19 protein-coding genes are annotated in these 18,723 nt (G+C 72.5%); 3 read left to right on the forward strand and 16 right to left on the reverse strand.

Annotation, left to right across the window (positions count from 1 at the left end; genetic code table 11):
- Positions 1-68: 68 nt before the first annotated feature.
- Complete coding sequence (locus AB0H37_RS19805; protein ID WP_329098093.1) at positions 69-1,184, forward strand: dipeptide epimerase; 1,116 nt, start codon at positions 69-71, stop codon at positions 1,182-1,184.
- 20 nt (positions 1,185-1,204) lie between these two features.
- Complete coding sequence (locus AB0H37_RS19810; RefSeq protein ID WP_329098091.1) at positions 1,205-2,167, forward strand: dihydrodipicolinate synthase family protein; 963 nt, start codon at positions 1,205-1,207, stop codon at positions 2,165-2,167.
- Positions 2,168-2,305: 138 nt separating this feature from the next.
- Here AB0H37_RS19810 and AB0H37_RS19815 read toward each other — a convergent pair whose 3' ends face one another.
- A complete protein-coding gene (locus AB0H37_RS19815) occupies positions 2,306-3,487 on the reverse strand; it encodes a DegT/DnrJ/EryC1/StrS family aminotransferase (protein ID WP_360614227.1) in 1,182 nt (393 codons plus the stop codon).
- A 160-nt stretch (positions 3,488-3,647) separates the two neighbouring features.
- Between AB0H37_RS19815 and AB0H37_RS19820 the strand changes: the two genes are divergently transcribed.
- The gene (locus AB0H37_RS19820) at positions 3,648-4,877 is read left to right on the forward strand and encodes a hypothetical protein (protein WP_360614228.1); all 1,230 of its coding nucleotides are present in this window, start codon (positions 3,648-3,650) and stop codon (positions 4,875-4,877) included.
- 49 nt (positions 4,878-4,926) lie between these two features.
- On the opposite strand, the gene AB0H37_RS19825 is transcribed toward AB0H37_RS19820, so the two are convergent.
- The 15 genes from AB0H37_RS19825 to AB0H37_RS19895 all read right to left on the reverse strand — a co-directional run bounded on the left by AB0H37_RS19825 (position 4,927) and on the right by AB0H37_RS19895 (position 18,719).
- Positions 4,927-6,369, reverse strand: a complete 1,443-nt coding sequence (locus AB0H37_RS19825; RefSeq protein WP_179837936.1) for an aldehyde dehydrogenase — start codon at positions 6,367-6,369, stop codon at positions 4,927-4,929.
- On the reverse strand, positions 6,366-6,566 hold the full coding sequence (locus tag AB0H37_RS19830) for a tautomerase family protein (RefSeq protein WP_179837937.1): 201 nt from the start codon (positions 6,564-6,566) through the stop codon (positions 6,366-6,368). The genes AB0H37_RS19825 and AB0H37_RS19830 overlap by 4 nt, the downstream gene beginning before the upstream one ends.
- Positions 6,566-7,171 (reverse strand): isochorismatase family cysteine hydrolase, encoded by a 606-nt coding sequence (locus AB0H37_RS19835; protein ID WP_360614231.1) that lies wholly within the window; start codon positions 7,169-7,171, stop codon positions 6,566-6,568. Before AB0H37_RS19835 ends, AB0H37_RS19830 begins: the two co-directional genes overlap by 1 nt.
- Complete coding sequence (locus AB0H37_RS19840; protein WP_360614233.1) at positions 7,168-7,893, reverse strand: FCD domain-containing protein; 726 nt, start codon at positions 7,891-7,893, stop codon at positions 7,168-7,170. The genes AB0H37_RS19835 and AB0H37_RS19840 overlap by 4 nt, the downstream gene beginning before the upstream one ends.
- On the reverse strand, positions 7,890-9,014 hold the full coding sequence (locus tag AB0H37_RS19845; RefSeq protein ID WP_360614235.1) for an amidohydrolase family protein: 1,125 nt from the start codon (positions 9,012-9,014) through the stop codon (positions 7,890-7,892). Before AB0H37_RS19845 ends, AB0H37_RS19840 begins: the two co-directional genes overlap by 4 nt.
- The gene (locus tag AB0H37_RS19850; protein WP_179837941.1) at positions 9,004-9,333 is read right to left on the reverse strand and encodes an extradiol ring-cleavage dioxygenase; all 330 of its coding nucleotides are present in this window, start codon (positions 9,331-9,333) and stop codon (positions 9,004-9,006) included. Before AB0H37_RS19850 ends, AB0H37_RS19845 begins: the two co-directional genes overlap by 11 nt.
- Before the next feature lie 32 nt (positions 9,334-9,365).
- On the reverse strand, positions 9,366-10,214 hold the full coding sequence (locus AB0H37_RS19855) for a hypothetical protein (protein WP_179837942.1): 849 nt from the start codon (positions 10,212-10,214) through the stop codon (positions 9,366-9,368).
- Entirely contained in the window at positions 10,207-11,091 is an 885-nt protein-coding gene (locus AB0H37_RS19860) for a creatininase family protein (protein ID WP_360614237.1), read from the reverse strand. The genes AB0H37_RS19855 and AB0H37_RS19860 overlap by 8 nt, the downstream gene beginning before the upstream one ends.
- Positions 11,084-11,905: an ABC transporter ATP-binding protein gene (locus AB0H37_RS19865; protein ID WP_229810081.1), complete on the reverse strand. Its 822-nt coding sequence runs from the start codon at positions 11,903-11,905 to the stop codon at positions 11,084-11,086. Before AB0H37_RS19865 ends, AB0H37_RS19860 begins: the two co-directional genes overlap by 8 nt.
- A gap of 53 nt (positions 11,906-11,958) precedes the next feature.
- Complete coding sequence (locus AB0H37_RS19870; protein ID WP_360614239.1) at positions 11,959-12,747, reverse strand: ABC transporter permease; 789 nt, start codon at positions 12,745-12,747, stop codon at positions 11,959-11,961.
- Positions 12,744-13,544 (reverse strand): ABC transporter permease, encoded by an 801-nt coding sequence (locus AB0H37_RS19875; protein WP_218935434.1) that lies wholly within the window; start codon positions 13,542-13,544, stop codon positions 12,744-12,746. Before AB0H37_RS19875 ends, AB0H37_RS19870 begins: the two co-directional genes overlap by 4 nt.
- Positions 13,545-13,571: 27 nt before the next feature.
- Positions 13,572-14,567: an ABC transporter substrate-binding protein gene (locus AB0H37_RS19880; RefSeq protein WP_360614242.1), complete on the reverse strand. Its 996-nt coding sequence runs from the start codon at positions 14,565-14,567 to the stop codon at positions 13,572-13,574.
- 41 nt (positions 14,568-14,608) lie between these two features.
- Complete coding sequence (locus AB0H37_RS19885) at positions 14,609-15,394, reverse strand: fumarylacetoacetate hydrolase family protein (protein WP_329098068.1); 786 nt, start codon at positions 15,392-15,394, stop codon at positions 14,609-14,611.
- 284 nt (positions 15,395-15,678) lie between these two features.
- Positions 15,679-17,241 carry an ATP/GTP-binding protein gene (locus AB0H37_RS19890; RefSeq protein ID WP_329098067.1) on the reverse strand — a complete coding sequence of 521 codons (1,563 nt, stop codon included), beginning with the start codon at positions 17,239-17,241 and terminating at the stop codon, positions 15,679-15,681.
- Entirely contained in the window at positions 17,238-18,719 is a 1,482-nt protein-coding gene (locus AB0H37_RS19895) for an SCO6880 family protein (protein WP_360614244.1), read from the reverse strand. Before AB0H37_RS19895 ends, AB0H37_RS19890 begins: the two co-directional genes overlap by 4 nt.
- Between the last annotated feature and the right edge of the window lie 4 nt (positions 18,720-18,723).

Here is an 18,723-nt window from a genome sequence, read left to right on the forward strand (position 1 = left end):
CACGCTACTTACGGTCTAGACCGTAAATCATTTGCCCTCTCATTGCGACCCCAGCAGAGGAGTCAGCCTTGAGCGTCGCCCTCCCCCGCCCCGGCGAGCGCCCGCCCGCGACCGGAGGCCCGATCGCCGCGATCCGCACGCGCGTCGTCCGGGCCCCCTACCGCCGCCCGTTCCGGATCAGCAGCGGGGTCAGCACGGAGCTGATCAGCCTGGTGGCGGAGGTGGAGACGGCGGACGGGGCGATCGGCGTGGGCGAGACCTCGCCGATGACCGCCTACACGGGCGAGACGCTGGCGGGCGTCGCCGCGGCCGTCGAGGAGCATCTGACCCCCGCCCTGATCGGCCGCGACCCGCTCGACCGGGCCGGCGCGCACGTCGCGATGGACGTCGCGCTGCGCGGGCAGCACGTCGCCAAGGCCGCCCTCGACATCGCCCTGCACGACCTGGCCGGGCGGCTCGCCGGATGGCCGGTCACCGCGCTGCTCGGCGGCCGGGTGCGCGACCGCGTCCCGATCGCCTGGGTGGTCGGGCTCGGCACGCCGGACGAGATGGCGGCGGAGGCCGCGGACCACGCCGGGCGCGGGTTCCGGCACATCAAGATCAAGGGCGGCCACGACCCCGAGCGCGACCTCGACCTCGTGCGCGCCGTCCGGGCCGTGCTGCCCCCCGGGGCCGAACTGTGCCTGGACGCCAACGAGGGCTACGACCTTTCGGCGCTGCCCGTGCTGGCCAGGATGGCCGACGCCGGGCTCTCCCTGCTGGAGCAGCCGCTGCCGCACTGGGACCTTGCGGGACTGGCCCGGCTCCGCGAGCGCCTGGACGTCCCGGTGATGGTGGACGAGAGCATGCAGTCGCCGCAGGACGCGCTGGAGATCGTGCGGCGCGGCGCGGCCGACGTGCTCAACATCAAGATCCTCAAGGTGGGCGGGCTGCACCCCGCCCTGCGGATCGCGGCCATCGCGGAGGCGGCGGGGCTGGCGGTCAAGATCGGCTCCATGCCGGAGCTGGGCGTGGCGACGCTGGCCGCGCTGCACCTGGCCGCCGCGCTGCCGGGCGCCACCGTGCCCGCGGACCTGGTGGGGCCGCTGCTGGTGCGGGAGGAACCGCTGGCACCCTCGGTGTTCACCGCCGTCGACGGATGGGTGGACGTCCCGACCGCCCCCGGCCTCGGCCACGACCTGTGATCCGGAACGGAGACCCGACGATGCACGACCTGGTCGACCGGTTGCGCGGCACGCTCCTGCCCGCCGTGGTGACCCCGATGGACCGGCAGGGCGTCGTGGACCACGACGCCCTCGCGGCCTACGCCGCGCGGATCGCCGCCGAACCGATCGGCGGCGTGGCCGTGTGGGCCCACACCGGGCGCGGTCTGCACCTGTCCGCCGACGACCGCGCCCGGGTGCTGACCACCTGGCGGCTGGCCACCGCGGCGCCCATCGTGGCGGGCGTCGGCGTGCCGCGGTCGGTCTCCGCCCCGACACTGGCCGCGGCCTCGGACGCGACGGTGGCGATGGCGGTGCGGGCGGCGGAGCTGGGGGCGGACGCCGTGATGGTCTACCCGCTGGCCGCGCTCCGCGAGGAGCCCGACGGGCACGGCCAGGCCGTACGGCTGCACCAGCGGGTGGCCTCCGAGAGCGGGCTGCCGCTCGTCGGGTTCCTCCTGCACGACGAGGCGGGCGGCTACCCGTACCCGCCCGAGCTGATCCGCGACCTGCTGGCGCTCCCCGCGATGCTCGGCGTCAAGACCGCGACGCTCGACAGCGCCATCGGTTGCCAGGACGCGATCTGGGCGGGCCGCGGCACCGGCAGGCTCTCCATCACCGGCGAGGACCGCATGTTCGGCCCCTCGTTCATGTGGGGCGCCGACACCGCGCTCGTCGGCATCGCCGCGGCGCAGGCCGCGCTGAGCGCAGACGTGCTGCGGGCCTGGACCGGACGCGACCACACGGCGTTCGTCGAGGCCTCGGACCGCCTCGACCGGTTCGCGGCGGCGACGTTCTACGCGCCGATCGAGGGATACGTGCAGCGCATGCTGTGGGCGGCGGTCTGGGAAGGGCTCATCCCCGAGGCCGCGGCGCACGACCCGTACGGCCCCGCGCTGCCGTCTTCGGAGCGCGACCGGGTGATCGCCTGCCTGGAGGACCTGCACGCCGCCGCGGCGCACTGATCAGCCGGACCCGGTGCGGGAACGGGCGGCGAGGAGCGCGGTGAACGCCTCGCGGCCCGTCTCCCGGTGGCCGGACGTCCGGACGCGGTGCCGCCGGAATGCGTCGGTCGTGCCCGTGAGGCCCGGCGGACCCGGCCCTCACGCCAGCCGGTCGTGCACGCGGCGCACCGCGTGGGCGATGACCTCCACGTGCTCGGCCGTGTAGCCCTCGTTCCAGTGCAGGACGACCAGCGTCCGGTCGATGAGCCGCTCCGCGTTCGGGCAGAGCCCGGCCGGATACGACCGGCCCTCCAGCGGAAAGCGCGAAGAACCGTAGACGGGCTCGTCGGCGAGCGCGGGGTTGGCGTACAGGGGGCGCTCCAGATACCCGGCGACCGCCGGAACGCCCTCCGCGACGAGCGCCTCCGCCCAGACGCGGTTGCCCGGGTGGTCCGGCACCGTGAACGGGAACAGCCACCAGGCGTGCCCGGCGGGATCGGGGAGGCCGATTCCGGTCAGGTCCTGGAGCGAGGAGAGGAGCTGCCCGGCGCGTTCGGCACGGCGGGCGACGACCCCGGCTGCCTTGGCGAGCTGGGCGCGGGCCACCGCGGCCACGAGCTCGGTCATGCGGTAGTTGAGGCCGAGCGACAGGTGCAGCCGCCCGATCGTCCGGTCCCAGCCCTTGTCCATGAACAGCCGCATGCGGCGGGCCAACTCGTCGTCGTCGGTGCAGCACAGACCGCCGTCACCTGCGGTGATGTGCTTGTACTGCTGGAGGCTGAAGCACGCGATGTCGCCGACCGTGCCGAGCAGGTCGCCCCCGGGAGTGGTGCCGAGCCAGGCCTGGGCGCAGTCCTCGACGAGGATCAGGCCGTGCCGGTCGGCGACCGCGCGGAGCCCCGCGAGGTCGGCGGGCGCGCCGAACAGGTGCACCGCGATGATCGCCCGGGTGCGCGGGGTGACGGCCGCCTCGACCGCGGCGGGGTCCAGGTTGCCGGTCGCCGGATCGACGTCGGCGAAGACGGGCACCCCGTTCTGCGCGAGGATCGGCGCGACGGTTCCGAAGTCGGAGATGGGGGTGGTGATGACCTCGTCCCCGGGGTCGAGGCGTGCCGCCGCGACGGCGAGATGCAGCGCCGCCGTGCCCGAACTCGACGCGACCGCCGCGCGGCGGCCGTACAGCGCGGCCATCTCGGCCTCGAGGGCGCGCGTCTCGGTGCCGAACGTGCTGCACAGCACGGCGCTGTCGAGGACGCGCAGGACCGCCCGGCGCTCCTCGGCTCCGATCGTCCGGCCGCCCGGACCCAGCACATCGGGGAACCGTCCGCCGTCCGCGCCCATGCCTCTCCTCGTCGTCGCGCCGTACCCTTTTACGGTCTGGGCCGAAAGTTATGTCACCTGAAGAAATCCGTCAAGAGGACGAGCAGGGAAGGTAACGAACCCTGCGAGTAGTGCACTAACCTAGCCGGTTGAGGGCTGGACCTAAATAGAGGAGCAGAGAGTGCCCATCACCATCGGGGTCGTGGGTCCCGAAGACCTGGTCCACCGCGCCATCGCGGTGGGCACCGAGATGGGCGGCGCCATCATGACCGGCCTCGCCTACCGGCACGAGGGCGAGGCCGTGGAGGTCGTCGCGTCGGCCCTGGAAGAGGTCGACGCGTTCCTGTTCACCGGCGTGGTCCCGTACACCACGGCCACGGCCGCGGGCGTGGTGACGCGGCCCTCGATGTACGTGTCCTACGACGGCGCGACACTGCTGCGGGCACTGGTGGAGCTCCTGCGCCTGGGCCACGACGTGACGCGCCTCTCGGTCGACACGCTCCGCCGCGCCGAGGTGATGGAGACCCTCACCGAGGCCAAGCTGCCGACCGACCAGGTCCAGGTGCTGCCCTACAAGGCCGGCCTCACGTCCGAGGACATCGTCGCGTTCCACCGCACCGCGCGCGACCGGCACGACACCCGGGTGGCCATCACCTGCCTGGGCTCCGCCTACAACGTGCTCGAACCCCTGATGCACACCGTGCGGCTGGCCCCGTCGCGCTTCTCGATCCGCTCCACCATCCAGGCCCTCACCCTGACCGCGGTCGGGCAGCAGGTCGGCGACGCCCAGGTCGCGCTGGGCCTGATCGAGCTTCCCGGCCCCGACGACACCCTGGCGGCGGACGTGGTGACACTGGGCGGCAGCCTGGCGCCGCTGCCCGGCGGGCGCCACCTGATGGTGACCACCCGCGGCCTCCTGGAGCAGGCCACCGAGCAGTTCACCCGGCTGCCGCTGCTCGACCGGCTCGCCGCCCGGCACCCGACCGTGCACGTCGGCTTCGGCATCGGCCGCACGGCGGCGGAGGCGGAGTCCCTGGCCAAGCGGGCCCTCGGCCGGGCAGAGGCGATCGGCGCCTCGGTGGGCGTGGTCGCGATGGCCGACGACGTCGACATCGTGATCGAGCCCGCCGACGGCGACGAGCCCCCCGCCGAGCGCGGCGCCGAGAGCCTGCCGCTGCTGGCCCGCCGCGTCGGCCTCAACGCGCAGACGCTCGCCCGGCTGCGCGAACTGGTCACCGACCGCCCGGACGGCCTGACCGCGCACGATGTCGCCGGGCACCTGGACGTGCAGCAGCGCACCGCGCGGCGCGTGCTCAAGCGCCTGGAACGAGCCGGGATCGCCACGCCGACCGGCAGCCAGCAGCAGGGGCGCACCGGCCGGCCGCCGACCGTCTACCGCGTGAACCTCTGACCGCGGCTCACCCTTGTTCCGCCGGACTCGTCCGGGGCTTCCGACCGGGTCATCGATTCGTGTCGATCGCCATGACCACGGCCTTGGGCTCGGTGAAGAACTCGCGGCTGTAGGTGCCGCCCTCGCGGCCGAGGCCGGAGTCCCCGACCCCGCCGAACGGGGCGCGCAGGTCGCGGATGAAGAAGCAGTTCGTCCACACCGTGCCGGCCTTCAGGGCGGCCGACACCCGGTGCGCTCGGGAGAGGTTCTCCGTGAACACCATCGCGTTCAGGCCGTACGGGGTGTCGTTGGCCGCCGCCACGGCCTCGTTCTCGGTGTCGAAGGGCGTGACCACGGCGACCGGACCGAAGATCTCCTCCCGGCGCACGCGCGCGGTCGGCGGCGCGTCGAGGACCACGGTCGGCCGGACGAACAGCCCTTCGGCGCCCACGCCGCCGGTGGCGATCTTGCCGCCCTCGCCGGGCACCCCGTCGAGGTACGCCTTCACCTTCGCGTAGTGCTCCTCGGAGGCCAGGGGGCCGAGCTGGGTCGCGGGGTCCTTGGGGTCGCCGGGCACGAGGGCCTCGGCCGCGGCGATGAAGCGGTCCAGGAACTCCTGGTAGACCTCGCGCTGGACGAACAGGCGGCTGCCGGCCAGGCAGACCTGTCCGGCGTTGCTGAAGATGGCCTTGATGGACCAGGAGGCGGCGAGGTCCAGGTCGGCGTCGGCGAACACGAGGTTGGCGCCCTTGCCCCCGAGCTCGAAGCTGACCGGTGTGAGGTTCGCCGCCGCGGCCCCGGCGATGGCGCGGCCGGTGGCGGACTCACCGGTGAAGGTGATGCGGTCGACGCGCGGGTCCCTGGTGAGCGCCTCGCCGACGGAGCCGGGTCCGTAGCCGTGGACGACGTTCAGCACGCCGGGCGGCATCCCGGCCTCCAGTGCCAGCCTCGCCAGCAGGGACGCGGAGGCGGGGGTCTGCTCGGCCGGCTTCAGCACCACCGTGTTGCCCCACGCCAGCGCCGGGGCGATCTTCCAGGTCTCCAGCATGAGGGGGAAGTTCCACGGCGCGATGGCGGCGACGACACCGGCCGGTTCGAAGCGGGTGTAGGCGTGGTGGCCGCTGTCCATCGGCAGTGCCTCGGCGGCCGACAGCCGCGCGTGGTCGGCGAAGAACCGGAAGTTGTAGGCCGACCGCGGAACGTCCTTGCCGCGGGTGTCGGAGACGGGCTTGCCCATGTCGGTGGTGTCGGCCAGGGAGAGCTCGTCGATGTTGGCCTCGACCAGGTCGGCCAGCCTGTGCAGGATCGCGCCCCGTTCCGCGTACCCCATGCGCGGCCAGGGGCCTTCGTCGAACGCGCGGCGCGCGGCCGTGACGGCGAGACCGGCCTCCTCCCGGCCGCCGAGCGCCACCTCCGCCCAGGGCCGCCGGGTGTAGGGGTCGACGGTGGAGAATCGGCTGCTCTGGCGGGACTCGGTCTCCCGGCCGTCGATGACATGGGGGATCAGGTTCATGGCTGTTCCTCGTTGCGTTCTTCGATGGTCACGTCTCCGGCGGCCCAGTGGGTGGCGGGCACCTCGCGGAGGATGACGCGGATGTTGCGTCGGGGTGCCCCGGTGGCCTCCTCGGCGGCCTCCGTCAGGCGGGTGATCAGTGTGCGCAGTTGCCCGGCCGGCCGGCCGGCGACCAGGGTCACCTCGATCAGGGGCATCAGCGCTCTCCCGGCGTACGGGCCAGTGCGTCGGCCGCGTCGGCCACGGGGACGACCTCGGCGAAGACGGTGCCCATGAGGCGCAGGCTGCCCAGGTGCAGATCCTCGATGTATCCGGCGACCGCCTCCCGCGCCACGATCGCGCGCAGGTCGCGGAAGAAGGCGGCGCGGACGGTCGATTCGACGCAGAAGTCGGTGCGCACACCGGCCACCACGAGCGTGCCGACGTCGAGGTCGCGCACCAGTCCGTCCAGCTCGGTGCGGTGGAACGCGTCGAAGCGCGGCTTGGTGATCTCGTGGTCGCCCAGCGCGCGGTCGAGACCGGCGAGCAGTTCGCCGCCCCACGTCCCGCGCCTCAGTCCGCTCGCGCGCAGGAACGGGCTCCGCTCGGCCAGCAGCCCCACCTCGGCGTCCTGCGCCCACTCCATCCGCACCCAGATGACGGGCCGGCCCGCGGAGCGGGCGGCGGCGGTGAGGGTGTTGACGTGCCCGACGAGGTCGTCCAGTCCGGTGACGCGAAGCCCGGCCCGCGCGAACACACCGTCGGGATGGCAGTAGTCGTTCTGCATGTCGATGACGAGCAGGGCCGTCTGCCGGGTGTTCATGTGCCGCCTCCGCGGGTGGCGGTCAGCGCGGCGTGCGCCGCGACGGCCGCGTCCAGGCGGTCGGGGACGTCGCCCGCGATGGCCTCCACCAGTTCCTTGTGGACGGCCGGCCCGTCCACGTATCGCGTGGACGGCTCGTTGGACGTGACGCCGCGCAGCCTGTTCTCCACGAACTCCAGCAGGGAGATATAGGTGTGCTGCAGGACCTTGTTCGGGGTTATCTCGGCGATCCGGCGGTGGAGGGCCCAGTTGGCGGCGAGGTAACCGACACCGTCCTGGGCGTCGCTCTCCACGGCCACGGCCATCGCCTCGGCCAGCCGGCGCAGATCCGCGATGTCGGCTTCGGTGCGATGCCGCATGGCCTCCCGCACGAGCAACGGTTCCAGCGCGTCGCGCATGACCAGGCAGTCGGAGACCGAGACCGAGTCTCCGCTGAGTTCGAGCATCTTGCGGCCCAGGCGCACCAGCGGCGGCGGGGACGCGACGAAGATCCCGCCCTTGACGCCGGGACGGACGGAGATCGTGCCGCGCGAGGTCAGCAGGCGGACCGCCTCGTTGAGCGTCGCGGCCGCCACGTCGAACTCGCGGCGCAGGCTGTCCCGGGTGCCGAGGCGGTGGCCGAGGGCCAGGGCGTCCTCGGCGATGCGCGCCTCGATCCTCCTGGCGACGGTCTCCGCCAGGGAAGGCCGGGGCAGATCGGTCGCCGCCTTGTCGGTGCTCATGTGGGGTGTCCTTCGACGGGGATGGGGGGAGCGGAGGGTTCTTCGACCCGTTCGTCCGGGTCCGGCCGGGCGACGCGCAATCCGAGCAGACGCGCGGCGTTGCCTCCCAGGATGGCGGTCTCCTGCCCGGCGTCCACGCCCAACGCGCGCACCGTCCGCAAGGGGTCGTGGTCGACCAGGTCGAACGGGGTGTCGGTGCCCAGGAGGACGTGGGCGGCCGTCATGTCCTCGACCAGCCGGCCGAGGGCGCCGGTGTCGAACACCGCGGTGTCGTACAGGAGCCGGCGCAGGTAGTCGCTCGGCGTGCGGCTCGTCACCCGCGCGACCGGCTTGCGCCGCCAGCCCAGATCGAGGCGGCCGCTGACGGCGGGGACGCACCCGCCGCCGTGCGCGAGGCAGAGGACCAGGTCGTGCCGGTCCAGCACACCGCCGAAGACGAGCCGGGACGTCGCCAGCGCGGTCTCCATCGGGTAGCCGAGCAGCTGGACCAGGTGGTAGTCGGCCAGCCGGTCGCGGGAGGAGACGCGGCTCGGGTGCAGCAGCGTGAAGCAGCGCCGTGCGGCGAGGGCCTGCCACAGTTCCTCGTTGACCGGGTCGTCGAGCTCCCGTCCGCCGCCGAAGGTGCCCAGGGTGGCGCCCACCATGCCGAGCTCGTCCAGGCAGCGGGCCAGCTCGTCCGCCGCGCCCGGATGCCCCACCGGCACGGTCGCCAGGCCGGACAGGCGGCCGCCCGAGCCGGCGACGAACTCGGCGAGCGCGTCGTTGGCCAGGCGCGTGACCTCCAGCGTGAGCCGGTCGTCGTCGGACTCGGAGGCGAACAGGAACGGAGGTGCGGCGACGACCTGGTGATCCACTCCCATCGCGGTGAGGGAGGCCAGGCGGCGTTCCATGTCGTGCTGTTCGGGGGCGAGCGGGATGGGCGATCCGGGCGCGAGCCCGCAGATCGCCGGGTCGAGGTTCAGCACGCGCTCCGCGCCGCGGGACAGGTCGGCCAGCCCCTTGCGCTCCAGGTGCCGCAGGAACGGCATCGGCATCGCGTGCGTGTGAACGTCGATGACCGGCGTCCGGGGACGGGGCCCGCGACCGGTCGGGTCTGCGTGGGGCACGGCCCTACTCACCACGCTCGGCCATGTAGGAGTCGTACCGGTCTCCCAGCAGGGACTTGAGCAGCGCGGTGGCGGCGCCGGAGGTGCCCGCCGTCTCGCCCGTGCCGTAGATCAGCCGTGCGAGCTGGGAGAGCAGGTAGGGATGCAGGCCGAGTTCGAACAGCTTGCGGAAGTCCCGGTCCAGGATCGCCGTGCGCTCCTCGCCGGTGAGCGGATAGGCGTCCAGCACCTCCTTCTCGGACGACTCGAACCGGGCCCGCAGCTCGCGGTCCCATTTCAGGTCCTGCACGAGATCGTTGGTCCGCAGCAGCGGGTCGAAGTATTCGAGTGCCATTTCCGGGTCGTCCATTCGTGTAGGCGGCGGGGTCATGAAAGGTCCCAGCGGACCGCGCCGAAGCCGCAGCGCCACTGGTCGACGGCCGCGTAGCCCAGCGCCTTGCACGGGCGCGGGCCGATGGCGCCCATGACGACCATCCAGGACAGCAGCTCCGCGGTACCGCCGGAGCCGGCCTCTTCCATCCGCTCGAACGTCGCGTCGGTGAGGACCTTCTCGTGATCGCCCTCGACCAGCAGGTCCATCCACCAGCGGTCGAACTTCTCGTCGATCTCCATGTAGCGGGGCCCGCCCGGCTCGTGGGACAGGCCGCCCGAGCCGAGCAGCCCGACCCGCAGCCCCGCCGGCAGCCGGGTGCGGATGGCCTCGCCGAGCGTCTCGCCGAGCGCGTAGCAGACACGCTCGTCCGGGACGGGCGGCACCGTGCAGTTCTGGAGCACGGGGACGACCGCCACACCGGTCGAGACGAGGTCCGCCATGGTGACCGGGACCGAGAGGTTGTCGTCGTAGCGAAGGTTCTCGCGGACGGCGCGAACGCGCGGCGCACGGTCCTTCACGCTCTCGTACAGGACTTCGGCCACGTCCGGGCGTCCGGGAAGCTCGTAGTCCGCGACGCGCAGCCAGGGTTTGAACCACTCGTCGGGGCCGGAGTGCCGTTCGGCCAGGCCGAAGGTGAAGTCGGCGTAGTCGCTGACCAGGCCGTTGGCGATGTGGTCGTTGGCGATGACCAGGAGCACGTCGGTGCGGGACTCCACGACGGCGGCGTGGATCTCGGCGTAGGCCGCGAGCACGGTCTTCCGGTCGGCCTCGGGGGCCTTGTCGAACCAGCCGGTGAGGCCGGGAGCGTGGCTCGCGGCCATGGCGACGCTGATTTCAGCCATGGTTCCTCCGTTCTGTCTGGGGGTGGGCCGAGGCGTTCTGCCGCAGGCGACGCGTGTCGTCCCGCAGGCGAAGCACGATCGCGGCGGCGGCCTGCTCGGCGGCGGCGGTCTGGATGCGGAGTCCTTCGGCGGCGTCGGCCGCGGCCGGGTCGCCGAGGTAGCCGTCCGGGGTGACGCGGCGTGCGTGCTCGTAGCCCTGGCGCCAGATGGCCAGTTCGCCGGGGCCCACACCGCTGGGTTCCAGCCGCGCGCGGACCTCCTCGCGCACCAGCCGCGGGTGGGTGTGCATCATGAGGGACGTCTCCCAGCTCCCGGCGTGGACGTCGACCGGACCGTCCGGCGGGGGCTCGTCCGGCCCGTACAGAGTCAGGTAGGGGTCGTCCGCTTCGAGGCCGATGCGCCGGGCCAGCGCCGGCTCGGTCACGAAACTCGCGTCCGCGTCCGTGCGTTCGCAGGCCGCTCTGACACCTTCGTGGACGGTGCGGTTGTGCAGCGCGTCGCCGTGCCCGGAGAAGCAGAACACGTGCCTGAAGCCGTCGCGCGCCATCCCGGCGAGCAGGTCGACCATGATCTCTCGCATCAGCTCGGGCCGCACGTCGTAGGACGCGGGGAACGCGCCCGAGACCACGTTGACGCCCCAGTAGTAGGGCGGCACGATCAGCGCCTGGACGCCGCGCTCGGCCAGCAGCGTCCGCACGGCTCGCAGCCGGGCCACCGGCAGGTAGACGTCCGTCCCGGTCGGCAGGTGCGGACCGTGCTGCTCGATCACGCCGAACGCCCAGAGCAGCACCGCGCCCGACCGTGCGGCCGCGTCGACCTCGTGCCAGGTCAGCTCCGCCAGCGTGCCGGCGAAGACGTCGCGGGTGCCGTCATCCATCGCGGCCCTCCCCGGGATCGGCGGCGGGGCGGGCGCGGTCGCGCCGGTGGTAGGTCTTGGCCTGCTGCACCTGCGAGTAGACGTGCGCGCGCAACTCCGCGAAGCGCGGATCGGAGCGCGTCGCCAGCTGCTCGCGTTCCGCGGGCAGGTCGATCGGGGTGTCGTCCATGATCACCGTGGGGGCCGCGGAGAGCACCAGGACGCGCTGGCCCAGGTACACCGCCTCCTCGATGTCATGGGTGACGAACAGCACCGTCATGCCGAGCCGCCGCCAGAGTTCGCGGGTGAGGTCCTCCAGCTCCGCGCGGGTCTGGGCGTCCACCGCGGCGAACGGCTCGTCCATGATCAACACGGCCGGCTCGTAGGCGATGGCGCGGGCGATCGCCACCCGCTGCTGCATCCCGCCGGAGAGCTGCCAGGGGTAGGCGCCCGCCGCGTCCGCCAGGCCGACCGATTCCAGCGCCTCGGCCACCAGCTCGCCGCGCCGCCGCTTGGGCACCTTCTTCTGCTTCAGCGGCAGCTCGATGTTCTGCGCGACGGACAGCCAGGGGAACAGGCTCCGTCCGTACTCCTGGAAGACCACCGCCATGTTCTCCGGCGGCCGCAGCACCGGACGGTTCTCCAGCACCACCTCTCCGCCGCTCGGAGCCAGGAGGCCGGCGACGCACTTCAGCAGGGTGGTCTTGCCGGCGCCCGACGGCCCCACGATGCAGGCCAGCTCGCCCGCCGGGATCCCGAACGTGAGGTCGCGGATCGCCTCGACGGTGCGGTCGGCCGCCTGGTAGGTCTTCCTCAGCCCCCGCACGTCGAGCAGGACCGAGCCGCTCCCGGTGCCCACCGCGGTGGGGGACGCGATATCCGTGCCGGTCATGACTTTCCTTTCTGGGCTTGGCGCCACCCCCGGTACCAGCGCAGCGCGCGGGCCTCGAACCGCCCGAAGAGCAGCGACAGCAGGAACCCCAGCAGGCCGAGCAGCAGGATCCCGCTCCACATCTCGGGGATCTCGAACCCGCGCTGGAACTGGACGATCGTGTAGCCGAGGCCGCTGGAACTGGCGAACATCTCACTGATCACCATGAGGATGATCGAGATCGACAGCGCCTGCCGCATGCCGGTGACGATCTGCGGGGAGGCGGCCGGCAGCACCAGGCGGCGCAGCCTGGCGGCGCCGGTCAGCCCGTAGGAGCGGGCGGTGTCGGCCAGCACCTCGTCGATCGCGCGGACGCCCTCGGCGGTGTTGAGCAGCACCGGCCACATCGACCCGATGACGATGACGGTGATCTTCATGGTGTCGCCGATGCCGACGAACAGCATCAGCACCGGGATCAGGACGGGCGGCGGGACCGCGCGGAAGAACTCCAGCACCGGCTCGGCCAGCAGCCTGATCCGGCGGCTGGACCCCAGCAGGACGCCGACGGTCACGCCCAGCGCCACCGCGCCGAGGTACCCGGCCGCCAGACGGGCGACGCTGGGGAGCACGTCGTCCCCGATGCGGCTGGAGAACCACGTCTCGCCGAACGCGCTCAGGATGGTCCGCAACGGGGGGAAGTAGAAGTCGGTGCTCGAAGCGGTCAGCACCCACCAGAGGGCGAGCAGCACAGCGGGCAACCCCAGCAGGTAGCCGAGCCGTCCGGCGCCGCGGAGGACGGTCCTCATGCCGGCACCTCCGTCCGCATCGACGCGTGCCAGGCCAGGACGCGCCGCTCCAGCGCACGGGTCAGGAGGTTCACGCAGACCCCGAGCGCACCGGTGACGAAGATCAGCGCGTACATCTCGGCGACGGCGTTGCTCGCCTGAGCCAGCCCGATCGCGCTGCCGAGCCCCGGGGACCCGATGATGAGCTCGCCCGCGACGGCCAGGACCAGCGCCACCGAGGCCGCGAGCCGCACGCCCGTCAGCAGGTACGGCAGCGCGGTCGGCCAGATCAGGTACCGGAGCCGGCCCCACCGGGAGAAGCGGTAGGCGGCCGCGGTCTCCCGGGCGACGGGGTCGACGTCCTGCACTCCGTGGATCGCCTGCACCAGCACGGGCCAGGCGGCGGCGTACACCACCAGCAGGAGCGTGGAGCCGAGCCGCGTGCCGTAGAGCAGCACGGCCAGCGGGACGAGGGCCACCGAGGGGATCGGGCGCAGGAACTCGATGGTCGAGGCGGTCGCCTCGCGCAGGACCCGGACGCTGCCGATCAGCAGGCCCAGGCTCAGACCGGCCGCGACCGCGATGGCCAGCCCGTATCCCCAGCCCCGGAGCGTGTCGAGCAGTGAGCCCCAGAACCCTGCGCTGCCGGCCTCGTCGGCCAGCGCCCGGACGATGGCGCTGAACGGGGGCAGCTCGTCCGGCGAGACCACGCCCGTCCGCGGCAGCACCTCGAGAAGCGCGGCGAAGGCGGCGACTCCGAGCAGGCCGAGGAGCGAGTCGGGCACGACGCCTCCGCGCCGCCGGCTCTTGATCATCATGATGTCCTCGTCATGTCACTCGTCCTGTCACCGGGCGAACAGCTCGTCCAGCGGACGGGTGCTGCCGATCAGGCCGGTGTCGACGGTGAGCTGGGCGAGCGGGGCGATCTCGGTTCGCCCGGCCTCCGGGTTCCAGCCGGGAAGGGTCACCTTGTCGCTGAGCCCCGGGTCCAGCTTCAGATAGCCGTTCAGCGCGGCCCGCGCCTCGTCCGGGTGCTCCTGGGCGTACTGCAGGGACTCCTTCAGCGCGGCGGAGAACCGCTTCACGACGTCGGGGTTCTTGGCCGCGTACTGCTTGGAGGTGAACCAGCCGGCGAACGGCAGGTTCGCGCCCATCGCGGCGTAGCTGACCGGCAGTGGCTTGGCGCCCTGCCCCTGGGCGATCGTGATGAACGGTTCGCTGAGCATTGCGGCGTCCACCTGGCCGGCCTTCAGGGCGGCGGGCATGTTGGGGATGGGCACCTCCACCAGGGTGACGTCGCTGGTCTTCAGCCCGTTCTTCTGCAGGACCGAGGCGACGGCGACCTCGTTGATGCCCTTCAGGGTGTTGATCGCGATCTTCTTGCCCTTCAGGTCGCCCACCTTGGCGATCCCGGGGTTCGCGGTCATCAGCTGCCCGGATCCGTCCTTCATCGCGTTCTCGGAGGCTCGGGCGCCGACGGAGACCATCGTCACCGGCACGCCCTTCTCGCGGGCGACGAGCAGGCTGACGAGGTTGGAGTAGCCGAACTGGAAGTCGCCGCTGACCACGGCGGGGACGATGGCGGCGCCGCCCTGGGCGTCCTGCGTGGTGACCGTCAGCTTGTGGCGGGCGAACACGCCCTTGCTGATCCCGAGCTTCACCGGGGCGATGTCGATGATGGGGATGACGCCGAGCTTCACCTTGGCCGCGCCGGAGGCGGAGACCTCACCGCCGGTGTCGGAGCCGCAGCCGGTGAGGGCCGCCAGCCCCAGCACGGCGGTTGCCGCGCCTGCGATGAGCGGTGTGAGGCGCCTGGGGCGGCCGCGATGGAAGAAGGACATGTCGGTACTCCTGGGCGAAGGCGCGCTGGGCGCGGAGGGGCTTAGCGGGTTCCGGTGAGGGACAGGGCTCCGAGTGAGCCGAATGCCACGGAGACGGTGCTGCCGGGGTGCAGGGGAACGGCGTCGGTGAGTCCGCCGGTGAGGATGATCCAGCCGGGTTCGATGGCCAGCCCCCGCTCGGCCAGCCCGTTGGCGGCGAGCGCGAGGGCGTTGGCCGGGTGCCCGAGGACGGCCGCGCCCGTCGCGGTGTCGACGGTGTCGCCGTCGACGCTCAGCCGGCAGGCCTCCTCCGCCAGGTCCAGGCCCTCGGGTGGGACGGCGTGGCCGGAGAGGACGAACCGGCAGGCGGAGGCATTGTCGGCCACCACGTCCGGCAGGGCGAAGTCGAAGTCGCGGTAGCGGCTGTCGATGACCTCGAACCCGGCGTGCACGCTCCGGACCGCGCTCATCGCCTGCTCGGCGGTCACGCCGGGGCCGCTCAGCCGCGCGCCCATGATGAAGACGATCTCGGGTTCGACGCGCGGGTGGATGAACTCCCCCACGGCCACCGGCTCGCCGGGCGCCAGGGTCATCGCGTCGGTGAGCCAGCCGGTCAGCGGGACGTCGACGCCCATCCGCCGCTGCTTGGCACGCGAGGTCAGGCCCAGCTTCACGCCGACGACGGTCTGCCCGCCGCTCGTCTTGCGGCCGAGCAGGGCGTCCTGGATCCGGTAGGCGGTGCCGAGGTCGAGGTCCGGCCACCCTTCGGTGATCTTGGCTCCGTCCTCGCGGCCGTGCTCGCGGCGCAGCAGTTCGCCGACGGTGGTGTCGATCGTCCACTCGGACATGGCGTGGTCCTTCTCTCGTGCAGAGCCAGGGCGGGCGTCCCCGGGCGGACGGCTCAGCCGGTCCCGGACACCACCGGTGCGATGACCTGCGGTGTCGACGCGTCTCCGTGACGCATCAACCTAAAACACCTAATGGATATATTCAATAGATCCATACGATCTGTTCAAGATCTGGTGAGGCGGGAGCGCCGGCGGCCCGCGGGCGGGAAACGGGCGGGAAAGACGACGGCGCCCGCCCCGCGGCTCTTGCCGCGAGACGGGCGCCGGGGGGGCGACCGCGCAGGTCAGATGGCTTCGGCCGGGGGCCTCGTGGTCGAGTTGGTCCAGCGCTTGTTGGTGTCGTTGACGCCGCGCTCGACGGAGGTGAGCTCCACCTTGAACGGGATGCCGGGGCGGCCGCCGACCTTGACCAGGAACCTGCCGCGTCCCGGGGGCTCGCTGTCCCGCTTGAGCTCGGGGTTCCAGGACGGCGGCGTCGACCAGTCGACGATCATGCGTTCCTCGATGGAGGACATCCGGACCACTTCGTTCACCATCGCCATCTCCGCCTGCGGGAGCCCGCCGCAGATCACCATGCCCGCGCGTTCGGCGAAGCCCTTGGCCTTGAGGCGGTCGGCGTGGTCGCTCAGCGAGAGCAGGTCGGCCATGGTGTGCGTGATCATCACCTGCCCCGTGCCGCGCTGCCGGTTGAGGCGGGTGAGGGCGTCGACCCGGTCCACCAGGCCGCGCCCGGAGCGCAGCACGCGCCACAACTCGTCGAGGACGACGAAGAAGTGCCGCTGCGGTTCGAGCCCCTCGTCGGCCAGCGCGTGCGCGGCCTCGATCGAGCCGAACCCGTCCGACCAGCACGCGAGCAGGACGGCGGCCTGCAACTCGGCGTCGGCGTCGTCGATCCCGCTGATGTCGATGCAGACGCCGCCCGGATTGTCCAGCTCGATCGCGGTGGTGGTCTGGTGCGCGAACGTCTCGCCCATCGGACCGTCCAGGACCCCGAGCAGCGAGGCGTGCAGCGGGTCGACGGCCGCGCGGTACCGCGCCTCGTCCCCGCGCGCGAGGGTCACCGCGCGAAGGCGTTCCGGCCCGTCGTCGATCACCTTGATGAGGTCGGGCAGGACGGGCACGCCGCGGTGGCGCTCGTCCAGCACCCGCAGGGCCGCGTTGAGCACGGTGCGCTCGGTGTCGGCGATCGGGCCGCCGCGCAGCAGCGTGAGCAGCGCGCTGACCATGTTCAGCCGGCGGCCGTGCGCGTCGGCGACCAGCTTGGTCCGCGCCGCCTCGGGGAGCCTGGCCGCCGCGCCCGCCGTCGCCCCGGGGTCGAGCACGTTCAGCGAGCCCAGCCCGCGGCCGAGCTTGATGATCTGCCCGCCCATCGCCCGGACCAGGTCGACGTAGTCGGGCTTCAGGTCGCCGAGCACCATGGGGAACACCCCCTGCCCGACCAGCCCCACCACCATCCTGCGGATCAGCGTCGACTTGCCCAGCCCCGGCTTGCCCAGCACCAGGGCCGACGGGTTGTGGATCAGGCTCGCCCGCTGGAACCACGAGATCGGATCGCAGCACAGCGCGGCGCCGGTGGTCAGCTCCCGGCCGAGCGGCACCCCCACCATCGGCGTTCCCGACCCGGCCCCGAACGGCCACAGCCCGCACACCTGGACCGTGGTACCGCGCCATTCCGACGGCATCTCCACGTAGGAGGCCCGGCCCCCGCCCCGGCGGCTGAACCCCCTGAATCCGGGTTTGGGCTCGGGCCTGCCCTTCTTCTTGTCCTTCTTCCCCTTCCCGCCGTCCTGTTCGGCGGCAGGCTCTCCGGCCGCCCCGCCGGGGACCGATTTCGCAGAACGCTTCACAGGGATTCCCTCACCAGCGCCGGCACCTGAAGGTGGTCGGGAAGGACGATGCCCAGGGGAAGGGCGGCCGCGAACGCCGACGCCTGCGACCCGTACATCTGCCGCAACCGCAGCCGCGCGGGGCCCGTGAGCGTGTCGACGGCCGCCGCCGCGACCGGAAGCTCCTCGGCCGAGCGGACGGTGGCGGTGACGAGGACGGTGAACCGGATCACTCCCGCTCCCCTGGCCTCCTCCAGAGCCGACTGGTCGCTCTTGATGACGTCGATCTCGTTCCGGGCGGCGCTGGCGGCGCCGTCGAGGCGGAAGCGCGAGTCCCGCCGGTCCCGTTCCACGATCCGGGCCGCGGAGGCCGGATCGTGCGGCCGGTAGAGGAAGGTGACGCGCTTGCGGGCGATGTCGTGGTGCGGGGCCACCAGCCCGGTCATCACGTTGGACAGCACCTCGCCTCGCGGCGCCTCCGACATGCCCCAGGTGATGGAGCAGCCGCTGTCGTGGACGTAGTGGTCCCAGGACTCCTGAGCCGCGACCGGCCCGGCGTCCTCCCAGCTCGTCTCCTGGTCCTCGGCGGCCTCCAGGACCGTCTGCGCGTCCGGGTCGTAGGCGATCCGCACGGCGCGGGCGAGTTCCTTCGCGGTCAGCGCGCGAGCGGACCCGGCGCCGGTCATCGACAACCCGGAGACCAGCCCGGGGATGCGCATCCCGATCTCCCGCACCATGGCGTCCTGGTCACGGCGCTTGCCTCCGAGCTGCGGCAGGGCCGCGTAGGTGACCGCGATGCGGGTGGAGACCCGCGCGCTGCCCACCGGGTAGTTCCAGACGATCTCGTCCAGAGCCTGCCGCGCCAGCTCGGGCGCGTTCGGGTCGGTGTTGGCGTAGATCTCCTCCCGGAGGCGGGTTCCGGTGTCGGGGGCCGTCTCGATGGTCACGCTCGCGGCGACCAGCCCCGGTTCGTAGCTCAGCGAGGCCATCCACTGCCCCCAGTGGGAGACCCACGTGTCGATCTGGCTCTGGTCGACCAGCGCCGCGCCCTCGGCATTGCACTCGAACACCACGGTGTAGTGCTTCGTCGACGGGATCACGACCAGGGCGAACGGGCGCCCGTAGGAGTCGCGTCCCTCCACCAGCCGGGACTGGGCGAGCAGCCCCGGAAGCCGGCACGAGCCGTGCGAGACCACGCTCAACGGTCCCGAACGGTAGAGGTGCCACCCCTGGGCGCGCCCCGACCACCAGGTCAGCCGTGCCGTGAGCGACTGGAGGGCGGTCCGCCCGTGCGCGTCCTGGATGACCAGCGGCAGCATGACCAGCCCCAGCACCACGGCGCCGGCCAGGCTCACCGCCAGCGACACCGTCGCGATCAGGGTGATGAGGATCAGCCCGACCATGAGGATCAGCGTGCCGGCCAGCCCCAGCCGCCCGATTCCGGGGGACACCGGCTTCCGCCAGTTCCCGTACGTGGGTTCACGATAGTCGGACGTCACGCCG

This window comes from Actinomadura sp. NPDC023710, from assembly GCF_040639875.1.
Classification (GTDB): Bacteria; Actinomycetota; Actinomycetes; order Streptosporangiales; family Streptosporangiaceae; genus Spirillospora; species Spirillospora citrea.

Coding starts and splice junctions, on each gene's coding strand:
- AB0H37_RS19840 (WP_360614233.1), bottom strand. CDS start 7,893: ATGAGCACCGACAAGGCGGCGACCGATCTGCCCCGGCCTTCCCTGGCG.
- AB0H37_RS19835 (WP_360614231.1), bottom strand. CDS start 7,171: ATGAACACCCGGCAGACGGCCCTGCTCGTCATCGACATGCAGAACGAC.
- AB0H37_RS19825 (WP_179837936.1), bottom strand. CDS start 6,369: ATGAACCTGATCCCCCATGTCATCGACGGCCGGGAGACCGAGTCCCGC.
- AB0H37_RS19860 (WP_360614237.1), bottom strand. CDS start 11,091: ATGGATGACGGCACCCGCGACGTCTTCGCCGGCACGCTGGCGGAGCTG.
- AB0H37_RS19875 (WP_218935434.1), bottom strand. CDS start 13,544: ATGATGATCAAGAGCCGGCGGCGCGGAGGCGTCGTGCCCGACTCGCTC.
- AB0H37_RS19880 (WP_360614242.1), bottom strand. CDS start 14,567: ATGTCCTTCTTCCATCGCGGCCGCCCCAGGCGCCTCACACCGCTCATC.
- AB0H37_RS19870 (WP_360614239.1), bottom strand. CDS start 12,747: ATGAGGACCGTCCTCCGCGGCGCCGGACGGCTCGGCTACCTGCTGGGG.
- AB0H37_RS19885 (WP_329098068.1), bottom strand. CDS start 15,394: ATGTCCGAGTGGACGATCGACACCACCGTCGGCGAACTGCTGCGCCGC.
- AB0H37_RS19850 (WP_179837941.1), bottom strand. CDS start 9,333: ATGGCACTCGAATACTTCGACCCGCTGCTGCGGACCAACGATCTCGTG.
- AB0H37_RS19810 (WP_329098091.1), top strand. CDS start 1,205: ATGCACGACCTGGTCGACCGGTTGCGCGGCACGCTCCTGCCCGCCGTG.
- AB0H37_RS19815 (WP_360614227.1), bottom strand. CDS start 3,487: ATGGGCGCGGACGGCGGACGGTTCCCCGATGTGCTGGGTCCGGGCGGC.
- AB0H37_RS19855 (WP_179837942.1), bottom strand. CDS start 10,214: ATGGCTGAAATCAGCGTCGCCATGGCCGCGAGCCACGCTCCCGGCCTC.
- AB0H37_RS19830 (WP_179837937.1), bottom strand. CDS start 6,566: ATGCCCCTGATCGAGGTGACCCTGGTCGCCGGCCGGCCGGCCGGGCAA.